The organism is Streptomyces sp. NPDC001744, assembly GCF_042892575.1.
Lineage (GTDB): Bacteria > Actinomycetota > Actinomycetes > Streptomycetales > Streptomycetaceae > Streptomyces.
Genome location: NZ_JBIAUG010000005.1, coordinates 57539 through 79285 on the forward strand (window position 1 = coordinate 57539; position 21747 = coordinate 79285).

The 21747-nt window shown below is 72.7% G+C and carries 21 protein-coding genes; 8 read left to right on the top strand and 13 right to left on the bottom strand.

The annotated features are described in order from the left end of the window. Positions 1 to 8: 8 nt before the first annotated feature. The 3 genes from folB to ACFYZY_RS08220 are packed head-to-tail and all read left to right on the top strand — an operon-like array spanning position 9 to position 1491. Positions 9 to 368 (top strand): dihydroneopterin aldolase, encoded by a 360-nt coding sequence (gene folB, locus ACFYZY_RS08210; RefSeq protein ID WP_388690767.1) that lies wholly within the window; start codon positions 9 to 11, stop codon positions 366 to 368. Further along, positions 365 to 964: a 2-amino-4-hydroxy-6-hydroxymethyldihydropteridine diphosphokinase gene (gene folK / locus ACFYZY_RS08215; RefSeq protein ID WP_388690769.1), complete on the top strand. Its 600-nt coding sequence runs from the start codon at positions 365 to 367 to the stop codon at positions 962 to 964. Before folB ends, folK begins: the two co-directional genes overlap by 4 nt. A gap of 47 nt (positions 965 to 1011) precedes the next feature. Next, on the top strand, positions 1012 to 1491 hold the full coding sequence (locus ACFYZY_RS08220; protein ID WP_388690770.1) for a DUF3180 domain-containing protein: 480 nt from the start codon (positions 1012 to 1014) through the stop codon (positions 1489 to 1491). An 18-nt stretch (positions 1492 to 1509) separates the two neighbouring features. Here ACFYZY_RS08220 and folE read toward each other — a convergent pair whose 3' ends face one another. The 6 genes from folE to dacB all read right to left on the bottom strand — a co-directional run bounded on the left by folE (position 1510) and on the right by dacB (position 9073). Next, positions 1510 to 2118: a GTP cyclohydrolase I FolE gene (gene folE, locus ACFYZY_RS08225; protein ID WP_388690773.1), complete on the bottom strand. Its 609-nt coding sequence runs from the start codon at positions 2116 to 2118 to the stop codon at positions 1510 to 1512. Between the two features lie 97 nt (positions 2119 to 2215). After that, positions 2216 to 4237: an ATP-dependent zinc metalloprotease FtsH gene (ftsH, locus tag ACFYZY_RS08230; RefSeq protein WP_388690775.1), complete on the bottom strand. Its 2022-nt coding sequence runs from the start codon at positions 4235 to 4237 to the stop codon at positions 2216 to 2218. A 171-nt stretch (positions 4238 to 4408) separates the two neighbouring features. Next, positions 4409 to 4948, bottom strand: coding sequence for a hypoxanthine phosphoribosyltransferase (hpt, locus tag ACFYZY_RS08235; protein ID WP_388691329.1), 540 nt, complete (start codon positions 4946 to 4948; stop codon positions 4409 to 4411). Between the two features lie 41 nt (positions 4949 to 4989). Further along, positions 4990 to 6009 carry a tRNA lysidine(34) synthetase TilS gene (gene tilS, locus ACFYZY_RS08240; protein ID WP_388690777.1) on the bottom strand — a complete coding sequence of 340 codons (1020 nt, stop codon included), beginning with the start codon at positions 6007 to 6009 and terminating at the stop codon, positions 4990 to 4992. A 218-nt stretch (positions 6010 to 6227) separates the two neighbouring features. Continuing rightward, positions 6228 to 7367, bottom strand: a complete 1140-nt coding sequence (locus ACFYZY_RS08245) for a zinc-dependent metalloprotease (RefSeq protein WP_388690779.1) — start codon at positions 7365 to 7367, stop codon at positions 6228 to 6230. A 296-nt stretch (positions 7368 to 7663) separates the two neighbouring features. Beyond that, complete coding sequence (gene dacB / locus ACFYZY_RS08250) at positions 7664 to 9073, bottom strand: D-alanyl-D-alanine carboxypeptidase/D-alanyl-D-alanine-endopeptidase (RefSeq protein WP_388690781.1); 1410 nt, start codon at positions 9071 to 9073, stop codon at positions 7664 to 7666. A 102-nt stretch (positions 9074 to 9175) separates the two neighbouring features. On the opposite strand from dacB, the gene ACFYZY_RS08255 reads away from it, so the two are divergent. After that, positions 9176 to 9667, top strand: a complete 492-nt coding sequence (locus ACFYZY_RS08255; RefSeq protein ID WP_388690783.1) for an inorganic diphosphatase — start codon at positions 9176 to 9178, stop codon at positions 9665 to 9667. A gap of 137 nt (positions 9668 to 9804) precedes the next feature. Beyond that, positions 9805 to 11502 carry a threonine/serine exporter ThrE family protein gene (locus ACFYZY_RS08260; protein WP_388690785.1) on the top strand — a complete coding sequence of 566 codons (1698 nt, stop codon included), beginning with the start codon at positions 9805 to 9807 and terminating at the stop codon, positions 11500 to 11502. A gap of 25 nt (positions 11503 to 11527) precedes the next feature. Here ACFYZY_RS08260 and ACFYZY_RS08265 read toward each other — a convergent pair whose 3' ends face one another. Further along, positions 11528 to 12229: a DedA family protein gene (locus ACFYZY_RS08265; RefSeq protein WP_388690788.1), complete on the bottom strand. Its 702-nt coding sequence runs from the start codon at positions 12227 to 12229 to the stop codon at positions 11528 to 11530. A 245-nt stretch (positions 12230 to 12474) separates the two neighbouring features. On the opposite strand from ACFYZY_RS08265, the gene ACFYZY_RS08270 reads away from it, so the two are divergent. Both ACFYZY_RS08270 and ACFYZY_RS08275 read left to right on the top strand, forming a co-directional pair. After that, complete coding sequence (locus tag ACFYZY_RS08270) at positions 12475 to 12843, top strand: YbjQ family protein (RefSeq protein ID WP_388691332.1); 369 nt, start codon at positions 12475 to 12477, stop codon at positions 12841 to 12843. Positions 12844 to 13123: 280 nt separating this feature from the next. Then, the gene (locus ACFYZY_RS08275) at positions 13124 to 14413 is read left to right on the top strand and encodes an ion channel protein (RefSeq protein WP_388690790.1); all 1290 of its coding nucleotides are present in this window, start codon (positions 13124 to 13126) and stop codon (positions 14411 to 14413) included. A gap of 44 nt (positions 14414 to 14457) precedes the next feature. Here the strand turns inward: ACFYZY_RS08275 and ACFYZY_RS08280 are convergent, their stop codons facing one another. The 4 genes from ACFYZY_RS08280 to ACFYZY_RS08295 all read right to left on the bottom strand — a co-directional run bounded on the left by ACFYZY_RS08280 (position 14458) and on the right by ACFYZY_RS08295 (position 18216). Further along, positions 14458 to 15072, bottom strand: coding sequence for a PadR family transcriptional regulator (locus ACFYZY_RS08280; protein WP_388690793.1), 615 nt, complete (start codon positions 15070 to 15072; stop codon positions 14458 to 14460). A gap of 43 nt (positions 15073 to 15115) precedes the next feature. Next, complete coding sequence (locus tag ACFYZY_RS08285) at positions 15116 to 15664, bottom strand: DinB family protein (RefSeq protein WP_388690795.1); 549 nt, start codon at positions 15662 to 15664, stop codon at positions 15116 to 15118. Positions 15665 to 15749: 85 nt separating this feature from the next. Further along, the gene (locus tag ACFYZY_RS08290) at positions 15750 to 17207 is read right to left on the bottom strand and encodes an aldehyde dehydrogenase family protein (protein ID WP_388690797.1); all 1458 of its coding nucleotides are present in this window, start codon (positions 17205 to 17207) and stop codon (positions 15750 to 15752) included. A gap of 136 nt (positions 17208 to 17343) precedes the next feature. Then, positions 17344 to 18216 carry a helix-turn-helix domain-containing protein gene (locus ACFYZY_RS08295; RefSeq protein ID WP_388690799.1) on the bottom strand — a complete coding sequence of 291 codons (873 nt, stop codon included), beginning with the start codon at positions 18214 to 18216 and terminating at the stop codon, positions 17344 to 17346. A 338-nt stretch (positions 18217 to 18554) separates the two neighbouring features. Here ACFYZY_RS08295 and ACFYZY_RS08300 point away from each other — a divergent pair, with 338 nt between their 5' ends. Then, complete coding sequence (locus ACFYZY_RS08300; RefSeq protein ID WP_388690801.1) at positions 18555 to 19052, top strand: ATP-binding protein; 498 nt, start codon at positions 18555 to 18557, stop codon at positions 19050 to 19052. Positions 19053 to 19127: 75 nt separating this feature from the next. Here ACFYZY_RS08300 and ACFYZY_RS08305 read toward each other — a convergent pair whose 3' ends face one another. Next, a complete protein-coding gene (locus ACFYZY_RS08305) occupies positions 19128 to 19340 on the bottom strand; it encodes a DUF397 domain-containing protein (protein WP_173861569.1) in 213 nt (70 codons plus the stop codon). Positions 19341 to 19574: 234 nt separating this feature from the next. After that, entirely contained in the window at positions 19575 to 21659 is a 2085-nt protein-coding gene (locus ACFYZY_RS08310) for an FUSC family protein (RefSeq protein ID WP_388690804.1), read from the bottom strand. Positions 21660 to 21747 lie beyond the last annotated feature (88 nt).

Consider the following 21747-nt stretch of genomic DNA (forward strand, 5'->3'; position numbering starts at 1 on the left):
TGATTCGCGTGGATCGTGTCGCGCTGCGCGGCCTCAAGGCCCGGGGCCACCACGGCGTCTTCCCCAAGGAGCGCGAGGAGGGACAGACCTTCATCGTGGACCTGGTCCTCGGCCTGGACACCCGTCCCGCCGCCGCCGAGGACGACCTCACGAAGACCGTGCACTACGGGATCGTCGCCGAAGAGGTCGTGGAGATCGTCCGGGGCGAGCCCGTCGACCTCATCGAAACCCTCGCCGAACGCATCGCCCAGCGATGCCTGGACCACACCGGGGTACAGGAGGTGGAGGTCGTCGTCCACAAGCCGGACGCGCCCATCACCGTTCCCTTCGACGACGTCACCGTCACGATCACCCGGAGCCGACGATGAAAGCGACGCAGAGCGACCCCACCGTCCAGCCCGTGCCGGCCTCCGTCGTGGAGACCGTCGACGCCGCCGACACCACCCTCTCCAACCCCCGCCGCGCCGTCATCGCCCTCGGCGGCAACCTCGGCAACCGCCTGGAGACCCTCCAGGGGGCCCTCGACGCCCTCGCCGACACCCCCGGCCTCCGGGTCAAGGCCGTCTCCCCCGTGTACGAGACGGAGCCCTGGGGCGTCGAGCCCGGCTCCCAGCCCCCGTACCTCAACGCCGTCGCCCTCGTGAAGACGACCCTGCCGCCCTCCTCCCTCCTGGAGCGCGCCCACGCCGTCGAGGAGGCGTTCCACCGCGCCCGCGAGGAACGCTGGGGCGCGCGCACCCTCGACGTGGACATCGTCGCGTACGCGGACGTGGTCTCCGACGACCCCGCCCTCACCCTCCCGCACCCCCGCGCCCACCAGCGCGCCTTCGTCCTCGCTCCCTGGCACGACGTGGACCCGGGGGCCCTGCTCCCCGGCCACGGCCCGGTCGCCGGCCTCCTCGACACCGTGGGCCGCGAGGGCGTCACCGTCCGTGCCGACCTGGAACTCCGACTGCCCGAATAGTCGTTAGGCTCGGGGCAGACCGACCTCGACCACACGAAGGACACCCGGTGAAACAACTGCGGCTCAAGGTGCTCGCCGGGCTGTTCCTGGCGGCCGGCGTCCTCTCCTGGGGCGGCGCCCGCCTCTGGGACTCGGTCGGCACCCTGCCGAGCGTGCCGGTCGCCGCGCCGGTCGTCCTCGCCGTGATCGCCGTCGTCCTCACCGCGACCGCCCTCTCGATCCGCGCCCGTCTCAGGGCCCAGCGCGAGCGCCGGCCCGGCGCCAAGGGCATCGAACCCCTGATGGCGGCCCGCGCGGTGGTCTTCGGCCAGGCCAGCGCCCTGGTCGTCGCCCTCGTCGCCGGCATGTACGGCGGCACGGGCGTCTTCCTCCTCGGCTTCCTCGACGTCCCGGCCCGCCGCGACCAGGCCCTCTACGCGGCCCTCGCGGTCCTGGCGGGCCTCGGCGTCATCGCCGCCGCCCTCTTCCTGGAGCGCGTCTGCAGGCTCCCGGACGACGAGGACGACGACCGGCCCTCGGCGGCCTGACCCCCACCGGGGCTCCCGCTACCGGCGAGCCAGTATCAGGGACATGGCCTCGGCGCGCGTGGTGGCGTTGCGCAGCTGTCCGCGCACCGCCGAGGTCGTCGTCTTCGCGCCCGGCTTGCGGACCCCGCGCAGGGACATGCACATGTGCTCGGCCTCGATGACGACGATCGCGCCGCGCGCCTCCAGGATCTCCATGAGGGAGTCCGCGATCTGCGTCGTCAGGCGCTCCTGCACCTGCGGACGGCGGGCGAAGACGTCGACGAGGCGCGCCAGCTTGGACAGGCCCGTGATCTTGCCCGATTCCGCCGGGATGTAGCCGATGTGAGCCACGCCGTGGAACGGGAGCAAATGATGCTCACAGGTGGCCATCAGTTCGATGTCCTTCACCAGGACCATCTCGTCGTGCCCCAGGTCGAACGTCGTCGTCAGCACGTCCTCGGGCTTCTGCCACAGCCCCGCGAACAGCTCCCTGTACGCCCGCGCCACCCGCGCCGGCGTCTCCCGCAGACCCTCGCGGTCCGGGTTCTCGCCGACCGCGAGGAGGAGCTCCCGCACGGCGTTCTCGGCGCGCTTCTCGTCGTACACGCCGATCGTGCTCTCGCCGTCCAGCGTCACCGGGTCGGTCATCTGTGCCTCGTTCCGTATGAACCGATGCGCGAAATGCCGCGCCCTCCCAGGCTAGAACCTGGGAGGGCGCGGCGTTCATTCCGGGTCCGCCGGGCGGTCAGTCCTCCGGGGACGGGGGGTCCACCGGGGCGATGTCGATGCCCTTGGTGGTCTCCACCTGGGTGGACGAGCCGTTCGCGCTGTTCGTCAGGGCCAGCTCCTTGGGGGAGAGGACCGGCGGGCGCGTGGAGGGGGTGCGGCGGGACGAGCCGGTCCACGCCGGGCGGGCCGGGCGCTTCACGATGGGGCGGAAGATCTCGGCGATCTCCTCCTTGCCCAGCGTCTCCTTCTCCAGGAGGGCGAGGACCAGGTTGTCGAGGACGTCGCGGTTCTCGACCAGGATCTCCCACGCCTCGTTGTGCGCGGTCTCGATGAGCTTCTTGACCTCTTCGTCCACCAGCGCGGCGACCTCTTCCGAGTAGTCGCGCTGGTGCGCCATCTCACGGCCGAGGAAGGGCTCGGTGTTGTCGCCGCCGAACTTGATGGCGCCGAGCCGCTCGGTCATGCCGTACTGGGTGACCATCGCGCGGGCCGTGGCGGTGGCCTTCTCGATGTCGTTCGCGGCGCCCGTGGTCGGGTCGTGGAAGACCAGTTCCTCGGCCGCGCGGCCGCCCAGCATGTACGCGAGCTGGTCGAGCATCTCGTTGCGGGTGGTCGAGTACTTGTCCTCGTCCGGCAGGACCATCGTGTAGCCCAGGGCGCGGCCGCGGGACAGGATGGTGATCTTGTGGACGGGGTCGGAGTTGGGCGAGGCCGCCGCGACCAGGGCGTGGCCGCCCTCGTGGTACGCGGTGATCTTCTTCTCCTTGTCCGACATGATGCGGGTCCGCTTCTGCGGGCCCGCGACCACGCGGTCGATCGCCTCGTCCAGCGCCTTGTTGTCGATCAGCTTGTGACCGCCGCGGGCGGTGAGGAGCGCCGCCTCGTTGAGGACGTTGGAGAGGTCCGCTCCGGTGAAGCCGGGGGTGCGGCGGGCGACGGCGCCGAGGTCGACGTCCGGGGCGACCGGCTTGCCCTTCTGGTGGACCTTGAGGATCTCCAGGCGGCCCAGCATGTCCGGGCGGTCGACGGCGATCTGCCGGTCGAAGCGGCCGGGGCGCAGGAGCGCCGGGTCGAGGATGTCGGGCCGGTTGGTGGCGGCGATCAGGATGACGCCGCCCTTGACGTCGAAGCCGTCCATCTCGACCAGGAGCTGGTTGAGGGTCTGCTCGCGCTCGTCGTGGCCGCCGCCGAGGCCGGCGCCGCGGTGGCGTCCGACGGCGTCGATCTCGTCGACGAAGACGATGGCGGGTGCGTTGGCCTTGGCCTGCTCGAAGAGGTCGCGGACCCGGGAGGCGCCGACGCCGACGAACATCTCGACGAAGTCGGAGCCGGAGATCGAGTAGAACGGCACCCCGGCCTCGCCGGCGACGGCGCGCGCGAGGAGCGTCTTGCCGGTTCCGGGGGGGCCGTAGAGCAGGACGCCCTTGGGGATCTTGGCGCCGACGGCCTGGAACTTGGCGGGTTCCTGGAGGAATTCCTTGATCTCGTGGAGTTCCTCGACGGCCTCGTCCGAGCCCGCGACGTCGGCGAAGGTGGTCTTCGGCGTGTCCTTGGTGATGAGCTTCGCCTTGGACTTGCCGAACTGCATGACGCGGGAGCCGCCGCCCTGCATCTGGTTCATCAGGAAGAGGAAGACGACCACGATGAGGACGAAGGGGAGGAGGGAGAGCAGGATCGAGACGAAGGGCGACTGCTTCGTCGGGGAGACGGTGTAGCCCTTCTCGATCTGTCCGGCCTCGAACTTGTCCTGGAGCTTGTCGGCGAGGGCGACGCCCTGGCTGCCGATGTAGCTGGCCTGGATCTTGTCGCTCTTGTCGATCTTCTGGCCGTCGACGAGCTCGATCTTGATGAGCTGCTCGTCACCGGTGGTGATCTTTGCCTGCTTGACCTGGTTCTTGTCGATCGCCTGGACGACCTGGCCGGTGTCCACCGTCTTGTAGCCCTCGGACGAGCCGACGACCTGCATCAGCACGACCACGGCGAGGACGGCCAGCACGATCCACATGACCGGCCCACGGAAGTATCGCTTCACGTCCATCCATACGGAGCGATGACGCTCCGTCCCTCCTGCCCGTAGGAAAATGCTGCTGTGTGAGCTGCTGTGTGAAAAAGCTGTTCTTCGGACGGTACCTCAGCATCGTCGCCCGCGACCGCCTTCCCGTGGTTCAACGGTGGGAAGGCGGTGCGGGTTCCCCGTGCGGCCGTGGGATCAGCCGCCGTAGACGTGGGGGGCGAGGGTGCCGACGAAGGGGAGGTTCCGGTACTTCTCCGCGTAGTCGAGTCCGTAGCCGACGACGAACTCGTTGGGGATGTCGAAGCCGATCCACCGGACGTCGATGGCGACCTTGGCGGCTTCGGGCTTGCGCAGGAGGGTGCACACCTCCAGGGAGGCGGGTTCGCGCGAGCCGAGGTTCGACAGGAGCCAGGACAGGGTGAGGCCGGAGTCGATGATGTCCTCGACGATCAGGACGTGCTTGCCCTTGATGTCGGTGTCGAGGTCCTTGAGGATGCGGACGACGCCGGAGGACTGGGTGCCCGCGCCGTAGGAGGAGACGGCCATCCAGTCCATGGTGACGGGGGTGGACAGGGCGCGGGCCAGGTCCGCCATCACCATCACGGCGCCCTTGAGGACGCCGACGATGAGCAGGTCCTTGCCCGCGTATTCCGTGTCGATCTTCGCGGCCAGCTCTGCCAGCTTGGCGTCGATCTCTTCCTTGGTGATGAGCACCGACTGGAGGTCGGTGCCCATGTCCTTCTCGTTCACCCGGGTCACTTTCGTTGCAGCGTGCGTCAGCCTTGCCGGATGACCAGTCTGCCACCCTGGCGGCGGGCTTCGACGCGGCCGGGCAGGTTGATGGCGCCCTGGCCGCGCCAGCCGGTGACGAGCCGGTCGACTTCTTCGATGTGGCGCGCGAAGAGGGAGCCCGCGGGGGCGCCCTCGGCGATGACGGCCCGGCGCAGGACGCGGCGGCGTACGGCGGGGGGCAGTCCGGAGAGTTTGGCGCACTCCAGGGCGCCCGCTTCGTCGCGTACGGCGGTCTCGGCGTCGGCGGCCCAGGTGTCGAGGGCGTCGGCGTCGTCGCGGGAGAGCCGGGCCGTGCGGGCGAGGGCCTCGACGACGCCTTTGCCGAGGGCCTTCTCCAGGGCGGGGAGGCCCTCGTGGCGGAGGCGGGAGCGGGTGTAGGCGGGGTCGCTGTTGTGGGGGTCGTCCCAGACGGCGAGTTCCTGTGCGACGCACGCCTTGCGGACGGTCTGGCGGTCGAGCCGGAGGAAGGGGCGGCGGTAGCGGCCGGTGGCGCCGGAGACGGCGGCCATGCCGGCGAGGGAGCGGATTCCGGAGCCGCGGGCGAGGCCGAGGAGGACGGTCTCGGCCTGGTCGTCGCGGGTGTGGCCGAGGAGGACGGCGGCGGCGCCGTGGCGTTCGGCGGCGGCGTCGAGGGCGGCGTAGCGGGCGTCGCGGGCGGCGGCTTCGGGTCCTCCTTCGCGGCCCACGGTGACGGCGACGGCCTCGGAGGGGGTGAGGCCGAGCGCGGTCATGCGTTCGGCGACTTCGGCGGCCCGGGTGGCGGAGCCGTCCTGGAGGCCGTGGTCGACGGTGATGCCGCCGGCGCGCAGGGGGAGTTTGCGGGCCTCGAAGGCGAGGGCGGAGGCGAGCGCCATGGAGTCGGCGCCTCCGGAGCAGGCGACGAGCACGAGGGGGGTGTGCGCGCCGGGTGCGGGGGCGGGGTCGGTCTGGTGCTCGGCGAGGATGTCGTGGAGTACGCGGCGGACCGCCAGGCGTATCGCCGCGACCGCAGGATGGGGACCCATGTCCGGTGCCCTTCGTGATGGGGTGGGGTGCCTCGGTCGGAGTCTTAACGGTCGGAAGGGGGGGTTCGGTCACTCAGAGTGCGTCGATGGTGACAGAAACCCGCCCGTCGACCGAGCATTGCACGCCTCGCCCCGGGGGCAGGGTCCCTCGGACGGGTGATTGGGGGGCGTCCGGGCGCGTTCCTCCCGCGGTCGTCGTGCCGTCCGTCCCTTCCGCCTCAGGAGTCCGTCCTGCCGTGGACCCGGGCGATCCAGTCGGCGGGGGCGGCGATCTCGGCCTTGGTGGGGAGCGTGTTGGGGGAGGTCCAGACGCGGTTGAAGCCGTCGGTGCCGACCTGGTTCACGACGGCGGTGACGAAGCGTTCGCCGTCGCGGTACTGGCGGAGCTTGGCGTCGAGGCCGAGGAGTTTGCGGAGGGCGAGGTCGAGGCGGGAGGCGCCCTGGGCGCGCCTGGCCTGGAACTTCTCGCGGATCTCGGCGACGGAGGGGACCACCTGGGGGCCGACGCCGTCCATGACGTGGTCGGCGTGGCCTTCGAGGAGGGACATGACGGCGGTGAGGCGGGCGAGGATCTCGCGCTGTTCCGGGGTCTGGACGAGTTCGACGAGGGAGGGGGAGGGGTCGTCCTCCTCGCCTTCGGGGCGGCCGCCGACGAGGGCCTGGGCGGCGTCGCGGAGGCGTTCGACGAAGGTGCCGGGGTCGATGTCGGTGGCGGCGAGGAACGACTGGATTTCGCCCCTGAGGTGGTCGCGGAGCCAGGGGACGGCGGTGAACTGGGTGCGGTGGGTCTCCTCGTGGAGGCTGACCCAGAGCCGGAAGTCGTGGGGGGAGACGTCGAGTTCGCGTTCCACGTGGACGATGTTGGGGGCGACGAGGAGGAGGCGTCCGCCGCCGGAGTCGCCGCCGGGGAGGTCGCGGGTGGCGGGGGCGAAGGTCTCGTACTGGCCGAGGATGCGGGAGGCGAGGAAGGACAGCAGGACGCCGAGTTCGACGCCGGTGACCTTGCCGCCGACGGCGCCGAGGACGGCGCTGCCGGGGACGGTGGAGCGGCGTTCCCTCATCTTGCCGAGGAGGGGGGTGAGGAGTTCGCGGAAGCCGGCGACGTTGGCCTTGATCCAGCCCGTGCGGTCGACCACGAGGACGGGGGTGTCGGGGGGTTCGTGGCCTTCGGGGATCATCCGGGTGTAGGCGCGGACGTGTTGCTCCGACGCCTTGGCGTGCCCGCGGAGTTCGGCGACGACCTCGCGGGCCTCGTCGCGGCCGATGTCGGGTCCGGGCCGCACGAGGCGGGTCGCGGTCGCGACCGCGAGGTTCCAGTCGACCATCCCGGATGTGCCTGCTCCACCGATGCTCGTCATGCGTCAACCGTACGGCCCCGGCGCCCGTTCGGTACGTGTTCGGTTCGGTCGGGGCGGGGCACGTCGGGCGCGGTCCGCCGGGTGCGTCCCGGGGCGTGTGCCGAAAGGGGCGTCGTCCGCCCGGAGGGCGGGCCCGGCGGTGTCCGGTGCGTGCGAGCGCACGGCGGAGGGCCGCCCCGGTACCGGATGCATCGGGGCGGTCCCGACAACACCGCTGGGGGCACCCCCGTGCCCGAAGGGCTACGGGGGAGTGCGTGCCGGGCGCCGCCGGGCGGACGGGACTTTCGACACGCGCCCTACGGCCGGTCCGGGCCGGCGAGGGCGGCGGAGAGCCGGTCGAGGGCGGGTTGCGCCTCGTGGGGGGAGGGGGTGCGGCCCGCGAGGAAGGCGAAGGCGAGGAGGCGGCCGTCGGGGGCGACGACGGTTCCGGCGAGCGTGTTGACGCCGGTGAGGGTGCCGGTCTTGGCGCGGACGAGTCCGGCTCCGGAGGCGGTGGGAGCGGTGTCGAAGCGGTCGGCGAGGGTGCCGGTGAAGCCGCCGACGGGCAGGCCGGTGAGGAGGGGGCGCAGGACGGGGCGGGCCGGGTCGGCCGCTCGGGTGAGGAGCGCGGTGAGGAGGGCGGCGGTGACGCGGTCGCGGCGGTCGAGGCCGCTGCCGTCGGCGAAGCGGGTTCCGGTGACGGGGAGGCCGAGCTTCGCGAGTTCGTCGCGCACGGCCTTTCCGGCGCCGTCGAAGCTCGCGGGGAGGCCGTGGGCGAGGGCGGTCTGCCGGGCGAGGGCTTCGGCGAGGTCGTTGTCGCTGTTGGTGAGGGTGCGTTCGACGAGGTCGGCGAGGGGGGCGGAGTACGTGCGGGCGAGGGGGGCGGTTCCGGGGGCGCGGCCGGGGGCGGGGTCGCCGGTGACCCGGACGCCGGCGCGGGTGAGGAGGGCGGCGAAGGCGGTGGCGGTGTCGCGGGCCGGGTCGTCGCCCCGGGGCGCGGGTCCGGTGGCGCTGTCGTCGAGGCGTCCGCCGCGGGTCATGAGGGCGGTGACGGGGGCGATGTTCTCGTTGGGGCCGATGGGGTGGAGGCGGGGGCCCGGGTAGAGGCTCGTGTCGTAGGCGAGGCGTACGGCGGCGCGGCCGCGGGCCCCGAGGGCGCGGGCGGTGTCGGTGGCGAGGGCGCGCAGACGGGCGGGGTCGAGGGTGGGGTCGCCGCCGCCCGTGAGGGTGACGGTCTTCCCGTCGGCGGTGGCGGTGACGGTGGTGGGGATGCGGTGGTCGGGGCCGAGGGCGGAGAGCGCGGCGGCGGTGGTCGCGATCTTGACGGTGGAGGCGGGGGTCATGGGGGTGGCGGCGCCCTCCCCGTAGAGCTGCCGTCCGGTGGCGGTGTCCACGACGGAGGCGGTGCGGAGGGGACCGAGGCCGGGGTCGGCGAGGAGGGGGGCGAGGACGGCGGCGAGGTCGGCGGGGCGTCCGGCGGCGGGGCGTCCGGCGGGGGCGGTGAGGACCCCGGGGGCGCTCGGGGCGGGCGCGGGGCGCCGGGGTGCGGCGGGGGCGGGGTGCGGGGCGTGACGTGCGCCACCCGTCGCGGGGGCGGCGGCACGGGTCCGCTCGGCCGTACGCTGGCCCGAGTCCCAGGGGCCGGCCAGGGTCACCGCCGTGGCGGCCACGGCCAGACCGAGGGCGGCGGAGCCCGCCGCGAGCTGCCAGTTCCTCGGCTCGGGCATTGCTGACCAGCCCCTTTCGCGATCACCCGGGTGCGTGAGGGACACTTAATCACCGCGCGTCGTCGCGAGCGTTCACTTGTGCTGATTCAGGAGGAGCCACCCGTGGAGTTCGACGTTCTCATCGAGATCCCCAAGGGATCGAGGAACAAGTACGAGGTCGACCACGAGACCGGTCGCATCCGCCTGGACCGTCGCCTCTTCACCTCGACGGCCTACCCGACCGACTACGGCTACGTGGAGAACACCCTCGGCGAGGACGGCGACCCGCTGGACGCGCTCGTCATCCTCGACGAGCCCACCTTCCCGGGCTGTCTGATCAAGTGCCGTGCGATCGGCATGTTCCGCATGACGGACGAGGCGGGCGGCGACGACAAGCTGCTGTGCGTCCCGGCCACGGACCCGCGCATGGAGCACCTGCAGGACATCCAGCACGTGCCGGAGTTCGACCGCCTGGAGATCCAGCACTTCTTCGAGGTCTACAAGGACCTGGAGCCGGGCAAGTCGGTCGAGGGCGCGGACTGGGTCGGCCGGGCCGAGGCCGAGGCCGAGATCGAGAAGTCGTACGCGCGGGCCAAGGAGCAGGGCGGCCACTGAGCCGGTTCGGCCGTGACCGTGTGACGGGCGGTGTGCCCCCGGGGAGTCCCCGGCGGGTGCACCGCCCTTCGTGCGTTCTGTACGCGCCCATACTGGAGGCCACGGTTCCAGATGTGCGAGGAAGTGAGGCGGGCAGAGTGGTGGCGGAGCCCGACGGCTCGAAGGACGCGCGGGAGAAGGCTGCCGAGGAGGGGGCGGAGGACCGGAAGCCGCTGTCGGACGAGGCGCGGAGCGCGTTCGCCCCGCCGGCCGGGGTGGAGCCGGCCGCGCCGCCGGAGGAGGAGCACCCGACCTCGGAGTTCGCCCTCCCGCCCGGGACGAGGACGGAGACGGAGCGGGAGCCTGAGGGTTCGGCGTTCGCGCCGCCGGCCACGTACTCGGCGAAGAACTCGCCGCCCGCGTTCACCCCCGCGTACGGGGTGCCCCTGGTGCGGCTGTCGAAGGACGCGCCGTGGCAGGACCGGATGCGGACCATGCTGCGGCTGCCGGTGAACGAGCGGCCGGTGCCGGAGGCGCCGCGCAAGGCGGACGAGGCCGGGCCCTCGGTGCCGCGCGTGCTCGACCTGACCCTGCGCATCGGGGAGCTGCTGCTCGCGGGCGGGGAGGGCGCGGAGGACGTCGAGGCGGCGATGTTCGCGATCTGCCGTTCGTACGGGCTCGACCGGTGCGAGCCGACGGTGACGTTCACGCTGTTGTCCGTCACGTACCAGCCGTCCCTCGTGGACGACCCGGTGACGGCGAACCGGACGGTGCGCCGCCGGGGAACGGACTACACGCGGCTCGCGGCGGTGTACCAGCTGCTCGCGGACATCAACGCGCCGGCGCACGACGACCAGGCGCACGAGGTGACGCCGGAGGAGGCGTACCGGCGGCTCGCGGAGATCCGGCGCAACCGGCACCCGTACCCGGGATGGGTGCTCACGTCGGCGGCGGGGGTGCTCGCGGGGGCGGCGTCGGTGCTGCTGGGCGGTGGCGCGACGGTCTTCTTCGTGGCGGCGCTCGGCGCGGTCCTCGGCGACCGGCTGGCGTGGCTGTGCGCGGGGCGGGGGCTGCCGGAGTTCTACCAGTTCCTGGTGGCGGCGATGCCCCCGGCGGCGATGGGGGTGCTGCTGACGCTGCTGCACGCGGACCTGCGTCCGTCGGCGGTGATCACCGGTGGCCTGTTCGCGCTGATTCCGGGGCGGGCGCTCGTGGCGGCCGTGCAGGACGGTCTGACCGGTTTCTACATCACGGCCTCGGCGCGGCTCCTGGAGGTGGCGTACTTCTTCGTCGCGATCGTGGTGGGCGTGCTGTCGGTGCTGTACGTGGCGGTGCAGTTCGACGCGCAGCTGAACCCGGAGGGGGTGCTGCGGACGGTGGAGCGGCCGGTGACGCAGATCCTGGCGTCGATGGTGCTGTGCGCGACCTTCGCGGTCCTGTTGCAGCAGTCGCGGGCCACGGTGCTGTTCGCGACGCTGAACGGCGGGGTGGCGTGGGTGGTGTACGCGTCGATCGCGGTGACGGCGGAGGGGTCCGCGGTGATGGCGACGGCGGTGGCGGCGGGGCTGGTGGGTCTCTTCGGGCAGCTGATCGCCCGGTACGAGCACACCTCGTCCCTGCCGTACGTGACGGCGGCGATCGGGCCGCTGCTGCCCGGTTCGGCGACGTACTTCGGGGTGCTGGCGATCGCGCAGAACAACCTGGACCAGGGGTTCGCGTCGCTGGCGAAGGCGTCGGCGCTGGCCCTGGCCATCGCGATCGGGGTGAACCTGGGCGGCGAGCTGGCCCGTCTCTTCATGCAGGCCCCCGGCGCGGCCGCGGCCCGGCGGGCCGCGAAGCGCACCAGGGGCTTCTGACTCCCGGGCCGTGGCCCGCGTGCCGTCACCGCTTGGCGTGGCGGCCCCGCGAGGAGGGGGAGTCCGGGGAGCCGGGGTGGTCCCGGTCGTCCTGGGCGCGGGCCTTCCTGGACTGGGCGCGGGCCCGGAGGTACTCGATCACGATGGGGATCACGGAGATCAGGACGATGCCGACGAGGATCATCTCGATGTGCTGGTGCACGAAGTCGATCTTGCCGAGGGAGGCGCCGAGCAGGGTCACCCCGGCGCCCCACAGGAGGCCGCCGATGATGTTGAAGGTGATGAACGAGCGGTAGTTCATCCGGCTGACGCCCGCGATGATCGGCGTGAACGTCCGGACGATGGGGACGAAGCGGGCCAGGATCAGCGACTTCGGGCCGTGCTTCTCGAAGAACTCGTGCGCCTTCTCGACGTTCTCCTGCTTGAACAGCTTGGAGTCGGGGCGCGTGAAGAGGGCCGGTCCGACCTTGCGGCCGAAGAGGTAGCCGACCTGGTCGCCGATGATCGCGGCGGCCACGACCAGGGTGCAGACCAGCCACAGCGGCGAGTCCAGCTTTCCGGTGGTGACGAGGAGGCCGGTGGTGAAGAGGAGCGAGTCACCGGGCAGGAAGAACCCGATGAGGAGTCCGGACTCGGCGAAGACGATCACCAGGACACCGATCAGACCAAAGGTCTGGATCAGGTAATCCGGGTCCAGCCAGCTCGGTCCGAGGGCAAGCGTGTTCACGGGTTCCGGACTCCTGCGGTCGGTGGGGGCTCGGGGACGGCTGCCCCAAACTATCAACGCGGTCCGGCCGCCCCCGGTTCCACCCGGTCCCCACGGCTTCCCCGGGCCTCCCCGGGCCCCCTCCCCCGGGCTCGTCCGGCCTTCCCGAGCCCCCTCGTACCGGACCTTCCCGACCTTCCGCGCGGTGCGGACGGGGTGCGGACGCGGCGCGGGGGGCAGAAGGTGGGGTCAGGAGGTGCATGCCGATGGGCATCGAGGAGTACGGGGGCGGCCAGGGTCCGCATCCCGACGTGCTGGTCGTGACCACGAACGACGTGCCGGGCCACGAGGTCCGGGAGGTGATCGGCGAGGTCTTCGGCCTCACCGTGCGGTCCCGCCACCTGGGCAGCCAGATCGGCGCGGGGCTGAAGTCGATGATCGGCGGGGAGCTGAAGGGGCTGACGAAGACCCTGGTGGAGACCCGCAACCAGGCGATGGAACGCCTGGTGGAGCAGGCGCGGGCGCGCGGCGCGAACGCCGTGCTCATGTTCCGCTTCGACGTGTCGGAGGCGGCGGACGTGGGGACCGAGGTCTGCGCGTACGGCACGGCGGTGGTGATCGCGCCGCATCCGTAGAGGGCGCCGGCCCGGTCCGGTGATCACGCCGCACCCGTGGAAGGCGCCGGCCCGGTCCGGTGATCACACCGCGTCCGGGAAAGGCGCCACCCCCGGCCCGGCGGTCGCACCGCGTCCGGGGAAGGCGCCACCCCCGGCCCGGCGGTCGCACCGCACCCGGGGAGGACGCCACCCCCGGCCAGGTGATCACGCCGCACCCGGGGAAGGCGCCGGCCCGGCCCCCCGGACGCCCCGCCCCGTCCCGAGGGTTTGCGGGGGTTTCAGTCCTTATGGTGGGGCGGTGTCCAGTGATCACGCTCCGTCCGCACCGTCCCCCGCCGCCGACGAGGCCCCGCTGCGGGTCCTGCTGCCGCAGATCCTGCCCGCGCTCGTGGTCGGCGTGGGGGCGGCCCTGCTGTTCCTGGGGATCAGCGCGCTCGCGGAGGAGTTCAAGGACGTGCTCTGGGAGGACCTGCCCGGCGCCCTGGGCATCGGCGCGTACTCCGCGCTCTGGACGGTCTCCGTACTCACCGCGACCGGCGTCGCCGTGGGCCTGGTCGTGTGGAAGGTTCCCGGGCACGCCGGGCCCGATCCGGCGACCACGGGGCTCGACGGGGCGCCGCTCGCCCCGGGGGCGGTGCCGGGGCTGCTGGTCGCCGGCACCCTCGCCCTCGCCGGCGGGGTCAGCCTCGGTCCCGAGAACCCGGTCATCGCCTCCGCCGTCGCGCTCACGTACGGGCTGGGCCGCAGGGCCGCGCCCGCCGTGCCGGGCGGCGCCTGGGTGGCGCTGGCCACGGCCGCCACGATCGGCGCCCTCTTCGGGACCCCGGTCGCGGCCGCCCTCGTCATCTCCGAGGCCCTGGCCGGGCACCCGGGCCCCGGCTCCCTCTGGGACCGCCTGTTCGCCCCGCTGCTCGCCGCCGGCACCGGCGCCGTGACCACCCAGCTGCTCGCCGAGCCCACCTTCGCCCTGGGGCTGCCGCCGCTGACCGACCCCGGCGGGGAGGACCTCCTGGCGGCCCTGGTGATCGCCTCCGCCGGGGCCCTCTTCGGCCTCCTGGCCGGTCACCTCTTCCCGTACGTCCACGCCGCCGCGCGGCGTCTGCGGCACCCCTTGCTGATGCTGCCCCTCGGCGGTCTGGTCCTCGGCCTCCTGGGCGCCCTCGGCGGGCCCCTGACCCTCTTCAAGGGCCTGGAGGAGGTCAAGCAGCTCACGGCGAACATCGGCGGCTGGTCCTCGGGCGAGCTGGCGAAACTGACCGTCGTCAAGCTCCTCGCGCTCCTCGTCGCCTCCTCCTGCGGCTTCCGGGGCGGCCGGATCTTCCCCGCCGTCTTCGTCGGCTCCGCCCTCGGGCTCCTCGCGCAGGCGCTCGTCCCCGAGGTCCACCCGGCCGTCGCCGTCTCCTCCGCCGTCCTCGGGGTCCTGCTCGCCACCACCCGGCAGGGCTGGATCAGCCTCTTCGTCGGCGCCGTCCTCGCCGCCTCCCCCGCGATGCTCGCCCTGCTCTGCCTGGCCTCGCTGCCCGCCTGGCTGATCGTCACCGGCCGCCCGCAGCTCGAACTGGACGGGGCCGGGAAGCCGTTGCGCTGACGGCACGGGGGCTCCGCGCCCGTGCCGGCCGGAGGCGGGGCCCGTCAGGTCGCGTACGGGTTCTCCTCGCCGTCGGCGAGCACCCCCACGAAGGGGGCGCCCTCGCCCGCGAACACGTACGCCCCGTCCTCGATCCGCCCGATCAGGCCGAGCGTCCACGCCTTGCCCGCGTCGGCCGAGGCGAGCCACATGTGCATGATCTCGCCGATGTGGCCGAGCCCGGCCGGGCCGTCCGCCGGCGTGTAGTACTCCGTGACGGAGGTCCGCCACTCGTCGAGCGCCCGCACCCGGCGGCGCAGCAGCTCCACCACCTCTTCGCGGGGCAGGTCGACCATGAAGCCGATGCCCGCCGACAGGACGTCCGTCCTCTGGTCGGAGGTGGTCAGCGCCTCGCGGAGCAGCGCGAAGTACTCCTCCGTGCCGGCTTCCGTCAGCTCGTACTCGACGCGCGGCGGGCCGCCGACCGCGCTCGGCGCGACCTCGTGGGCGTGCAGCAGTCCCTGCTTCGCCATCTGCTTCAGCGCGTGGTAGATCGACCCGGGCTTGGCGTGGGACCACTCGTGGGCGCCCCAGTACTCCAGGTCGTTGCGCACCTGGTAGCCGTGGGCGCGGCCGTGCTGCCGCACCGCGCCCAGGACGAGAAGACGGATGGCCGACATGCACGTACCTCCTGGTCGATCCCGACCAGGGTACGCGCGGCGGTCACGGCGTCCGTTCCTCCGCCTCCTCCGCGATCAGGTCGAAGGACCCCTTGCCGTCGATGGTCTCGCGGACGATGTCCGCGTGGCCGGCGTGCCGCCCCATCTCCTGGACGAGGTGGAGCAGCATCCAGCGGACGGTGACGCGCCCGTCCTTCGGGAACCAGGGCGCGGGCGGCAGCGGGAAGGTGTCGTCCAGGCTCGGCGCGGTGCGGACGAACTCCTCCGTCTGCTTCGCCACGTCGGTCCAGAACGCCAGGACCTCCGGGACCGTCTCGCCGTCCACGAGACGGAAGCCGTCGCCCCAGGTCTCCTGGGTCCGCTGCCGCTCGTTGGGCCGCTCCTGGGCGAGCCGGAGCCAGTTGAGCTCGACCTCGGCGACGTGCTTGACCAGGCCGGAGAGGCTCAGCTCGCTGGCGCTGGGGGTGCTCGCCGCCTGCTCCTCGGTGAGGCCAAGGAGGGAGCGGCGGAGCGCGGCGCGCTGGGCCTCGACGAAGTCGAGGAGCGTGCCGCGCTCGTCACCGGGGGTTCCTGCGGGAACGAGGGCAACCATGATGTCCGCCTTCTGTGGCTGGTTCTTCCGACACCGACCACGTTACGGAGGCTTGCGGACGACCGCTGTCCTCAAGGCGGTTCGGTCAGAAGGGGAAGCGGCTCCGGCCGTACTGGACCGAGATCCACTTCTGGGTGGTGAAGGAGTCCACCATCGAGTCGCCGTTCAGCCGTCCGACGCCCGAGTTCTTCTCGCCGCCGAAGGGGACGATGGGCTCGTCGTGCACGGTGCCGTCGTTGATGTGGATCATGCCGGTGCGGATGCGCTTGGCGACCCGTACGCCCCGCTCGACGTCGCCGGTGTGGACGGCGCCGCTGAGCCCGTACGGGCTGTCGTTGGCGATCCGCACGGCCTCCTCCTCGCCGTCGAAGGGCACGATCAGGGCGACGGGGCCGAAGATCTCCTGGCTCAGGACCGGGGAGCCGGGGGCGATGCCGGTGAGGACGGACGGGGAGACGAGGTTGCCCTCGACGGTGCCGTGCAGCAGCGCCGTGGCTCCGGCGGCGACCGTCTGGTCGACCAGGGAGGAGACGGACTCGGCCTGCTGGGAGTTGATGAGCGGGCCGATGTGGGTGGCGGGGTCGGCCGGGTCGCCGACGCGCAGGGTCTTCACCTTCGCCACGAACTTCCCGGTGAACTCCTCCTCCAGGGAGCGGTCCACCAGGATGCGGTTGGCGGCCATGCAGACCTGGCCCTGGTGCACGAACCGGCTGAAGACGGCCGCGTCGACCGCGTAGTCCACGTCGGCGTCGTCCAGGACGATCAGGGCGCTGTTGCCGCCGAGTTCGAGGACGGCGTGCTTGAAGTTCCGGGCGCAGACCGTGGCGACGTGCCGGCCGACCTTGTCGGATCCGGTGAAGGAGATGACCTTCGGGACGGGGTGGGTCAGGAGGGCGTCGCCGATCTCCGCGATGTCGGTGACGACGACGTTCAGCAGGCCGGCCGGCAGGCCCGCCTCCTCCAGGACCTTGGCGACGAGGGTGCCGCCGCAGATCGGGGTGTTCTGGTGCGGCTTGAGGACGACCGCGTTGCCGAGGGCGAGGGCGGGCGCGACCGACTTGAGCGAGAGGAGGAAGGGGAAGTTGAAGGGGGAGATGACGCCGACGACGCCGACCGGGACGCGGTAGACGCGGTTCTCCTTGCCGTCGACCGGGGAGGGCAGGATGCGGCCCTCGGGGCGCAGCGCCAGCTGGACCGCCTCGCGCAGGAACTCCTTGGCGAGGTGGAGTTCGAAGGCCGCCTTGAGCCGGGTGCCGCCCAGCTCGGCGACGATCGTCTCCGCTATCTCCTCCTCGCGGTCCTCGACGATCCGCAGCGCGCGTTCGAGGACGAGCCGGCGCGCGTACGGGTTGGTCTCGGCCCACGCGGTCTGGGCGCGTTCGGCGGCCCGGTAGGCGCGGTCCACCTCACCGATGGTCGCGACGGTGATCGACGCCAGCTTCTCCCCGGTGTACGGATTGAAGTCGATGATGTCCCACGAGCCGCTGCCCGGCTTCCACTCGCCGTCGATGTACTGGTGGGCCAGGTCGGTGAAGTGCGACATGGTGGAGACCCCTCTACCCGCTGCCTGAGGCGCGCCCGGTGCGCGACTGAGCACGACCGCCGTACGGACGGACGCGACTGGCGCGCGACCGGGTGCGACTGGCGTGCGACTGATGTGGCGTCATCGTACTGATGCTTCAGGAGAGTTGAAGGATGCCCCGGAGGATGTCCCGGCTTTCGGCCGGATCCGGTCCGTCCTGCTGGAGCCGCTCCATCACCCGCCGGTACTGGGCGACCTCCTCGCGCTTGTCGAGGTAGAGGGCGCTGGTGAGCTGCTCCAGGTAGACGACGTCGGAGAGGTCGGACTCGGGGAAGCTCAGCACGGTGAAGGCGCCGCTCTCGCCGGCGTGGCCGCCGAAGCTGAAGGGCATGACCTGGAGCGTGACGCCGGGGTGCTCGGACACCTCGATGAGGTGCCTCAACTGGCCCCGCATGACGTCGCGGTCGCCGTACGGACGGCGCAGGGCGGCCTCGTCGAGGACGGCGTGGAACCGGGGGGCGTGCTCGGAGACGAGGATCTTCTGGCGTTCGAGCCGCAGGGCGACCCGGCGGTCGACCTCGGCGCGCGGGGCGCCGGGCATGCCCCGGGCGACGACGGCCTGGGCGTACTCCTCGGTCTGCAGCAGGCCGTGCACGAACTGCACCTCGTAGACCTGGATGCGGGAGGCGGCGCCCTCCAGGCCGATGTACGTCTGGAACCAGCCGGGCAGGACGTCGCCGAAGCTGTGCCACCACCCGGCGACGTTGGCCTCGCGGGCGAGCCCGAGGAGGGCGTCGCGCTCGGCCTCGTCGGTGACCCCGTAGAGCGTGAGCAGGTCCTCGACGTCCCTGGCCTTGAAGCTCACCCGTCCCAACTCCATGCGGCTGATCTTGGACTCGGACGCGCGGATCGAGTAGCCGGCCGCCTCGCGGGTGATCCCGCGCGATTCCCGCAACCGCCTGAGCTGGGAGCCCAGCAGGATGCGCCGCACCACGCTCCCGCTCGCTCCGCCCGTTTCGCCTGCGGTCACGGCCCCAGCCTCCCCTTTGGTGTCGAACCCCCGTCCGGCCCCCCGTCGAGCCCCGGATTCTGCCACCAAACGCTCCGGGGCGTACACAGGCGATTACAGATGAGTGGCGACTTCTGGGTCTTCGTGAGCACAGTGCGTGCAGATAGCGGAAAGTTTCCCTCCAGGTCCGGATGACTTATGCATAGATTCAGCATGGGAACGGACAGGTCCGGCACATGCACGTGCATCTGCCCTTGCATCCCGTGGTCGCATTCGGAACCATGGGGCCCGCGCAGCCGCGTACTCGTTCGTGTTGTCGTGTTGTCGCACCACAGTCGCGATTCCCGGGAGTGCCTCGCATGGGGACGAATGGATCGACCGTGCTCGAGCCGTTACGGCAGGGCCTTCCGCCGCTCGATCCCGGCGCCGTCTCCACCTCCGCCTCCTGCGCGCTGCCCGCGCGGTACGAAGCGGTGCGCGGGGCACGGAAGTTCACCAGCGCGACGCTCGACCGCTGGGAGCTGTCCGAGCGCTTCGACGACGTGTCCCTCGTCGTCTCCGAACTCGTCACCAACGCCCTGCGCCACGCGGTGCCGGCGGAGGCGTGTCAGGACGACGACCGGAACCCGCCGGTCCGGCTGCATCTGATGCGCTGGGCCTCGCGCCTGGTGTGCGCCGTGCGCGACCCCAGCACGGAGAGCCCGGAGGCGCGCGACGGCGAGGAGGACTTCGCCGCCGAGTCGGGGCGCGGCCTGTTCCTGGTGGACTCGTTCAGCGACGGCTGGGGCTGGCACCCGCTGGCGGGCACGCTCCGGGGCAAGGTCGTGTGGGCGCTGTTCCGCGTCGGCCCCGAGTAGCCCCGGACGGAGACGGAGAAGGGGCCCCGGCGGTCGCCGCCGGGGCCCCTTCCGTGCCGGACGCGCCGTCCGCGCTCACACGAGGTGGTCGAACTCCCCGTCCTTCACGCCCAGCAGGAGCGCCTCGATCTCGGCGGGCGTGTAGACGAGCGCGGGGCCCTCGGGATGACGGGAATTGCGGACGGCAACGTTTCCCCCGGGAAGTTTCGCGAATTCCACGCACGATCCCTGGGAATTGCTGTGCCGGCTCTTCTGCCAGACGACACCCCGCAGTTCCGTGGCCGCCATGCCGTTGTACGCGTGATGCGCAGGATGCACTGGTAGCTCCCGGGTTGTTCGGTGCAGGTGTCAACTTCCTCGGATCATAGCCGTGTTCACATGCCGACGCGTGAGCAGATGCACGTGCACGAGGGGTGGCGTAGCGGCTACGCGACAGAGCGTGCGACCGGCCGCCGCGGCGCGCCCGCACCGGCTCCCACCTGGCCGCTTTCCGCCGCGCGGGCCCGGAACGGCGCCGTCCGTTCAGGACCCGCCGGAGGGGCCCCGGTGGCTCCGGGCGGACGCCGTCAGAGCCGTCGTCAGGTCGTCCAGGGACTCCAGGAGGAGGACGGCCCCCTTGTGGAGCAGGAAGTGGTCCGGCGGCTCCCGCGACCAGGCCCCGACCGTCCCCCGCAGCTCGTCCCAGGCCGGGTCCTCCCGCTCCCGCACCTCCTTCGCGCCCCGCTCCGTCGAGCGGCGCAGGGACTCCGCGAGGACGGCGGCGTACGGGAGGGGTTCGGCGCCGTGGTCGGGCAGGTGCGCCTCCATGAGCATCGCCACCCGGCCGAACTCGCCGAGCGCCTCCTCGGCCTGCTCCACCGCCGCGTGCGAGAGGCCCCGGTGGCGCACCGGTTCGTGGGTGGCCCGGTCCAGCGCCTCCTGCCAGGCGACCCGGGCGTCGCGGGTCCTGAGCAGCGCCTCGCGGACGACGGGATCGGCGGGGCCGGCCGGGTCGGCGTATCCGGCGGCGACGACGGCCGCGTACCGCCCGATCGCCTCCAGCCAGTCCGCCAGCCGGCCGCGCAGCCGGGGCGTCTCCCAGGCCGGGTAGAGGGCGTACGCCAGCATCGCGAGGACCCCACCGATCAGGGTGAGCAGCACCCGTTCCCGTACGGTCTGGTCCCCGCCCTGGCCGACCACGCCGAGCAGGAAGACGACGTACGCGGAGACGCAGACCTGGCTCACCGCGTACCCCGTGCGCATCAGCAGGTACATCCCGAAGGCGCACAGCACCGCGAGCCCGGCGGAGAGGTACGTGCCCGGGTGGGCCGCCCGCACGACCGCCGTCGCGAGGCCGACGCCGATCAGGGTGCCGCCGAACCGCGCCACCGAGCGGGCGTACGTCTGCGAGAAGTCCGGGCGCATCGACATCACCGCGGCCATCGGCGCCCAGTAGCCGTGGCCGAAGGGGAGCGCCGCGCCCAGGAGGTAGCCGACGCCCGCGACCGCCGAGAGGCGGATCGCGTGGCGCAGGACCGGGGAGCCGGGGCGCAGTTCGGCGCGGACCTCCGCGAGGGCGACCGGCGCGAGGCGGAGCAGGGTCGGCCGGGAGCGGGCCGCCGCCGCGTCGTCCGACACCTCCGCGTCCGGACCGACCGTCTCCAGGACGTCGTCGAGGAGCGCGGCGAGGCGGCGGGCGGCGCGGCGGGGCGGGCCGCCCAGGACGGCGCCGGTGTCCGGGGTGCGGAGGGCGGCCAGGGCGGGCGCGGGCACGACGACCGGTTCGCCGTGCCGGATCGCGTGCGCGACGGCGTCCAGGACGGAGGCGGCCGCGGCGAGCAGCTCCCGGACGCGGGCCCGCTCCGGCCCCTCCGGGGGGACGCCGACCGCCGGGTCCGCGAGCGAGGCCAGGACCGGCCGGACGCGCTCCGCGAGGCCCCGGACCCCGTGCAGCTCGGCCGGGCGGCGGCGCGCCTGCCGGGGCGTGACGGCGGCGGCGTTGCGGGCCGTCATGAACGGCGCGGGGTCGAAGGGGGCGACCGGGTCGTGGCGCAGCCGGCGGGCGTAGTCCGCCTCGGCGGCGAGCGCGTCCGCGAGGGCGTCGCGCTGGGCGCCCCAGCGGCGGGGCGGGAAAAGGACGAGGAGGACGGCCTGGACGACACCGCCCGCGAAGATCACGACGGCGTGCCCGGCGGCGGCGGCGACGGAGGTGGGGAGGGTGACCGTCACCAGCATCATCGCCACGTTGGAGGAGGCGATGAGACCGGCGATGGGCCCCGCCGCCCAGGCGAGCCCCGCGAGGAAGGTCCAGAGGAGGAGCAGGGCGAGGAAGAGGCCGTCGTGGGCGCCGGTGAGGTAGCCGAGGAAGGTGGACACGGCGAGGCTGCCGCCGGAGGCGAGGGCGAGGACGGGGCGGGGCCGCCAGGAACGCTGGAAGGTGGCGATGGCCGCCTGGAAGGCGCCGAACGCGGAGGAGACGGCGACGGCGGGCCCGAAGAGGGCGAGCGAGAACCCGACGACGAGCGCGAGCCCCAGCGCGCCGCGCGCCGCCCCGGCGGGCTCCAGTCTCCGCCGCTCGACGGCGAACCCGGAGCGGGCGGTCTCCTTCAGGGCCCGGAGCCAGCTCATGCGGGAAGCGTAACCACGATCCGCGCCGAATCGTCCGTTCGTCCCGTTCCGTCCCTCCGGCGGCCCCCGCCCGCCGCCTCCCGCTCCC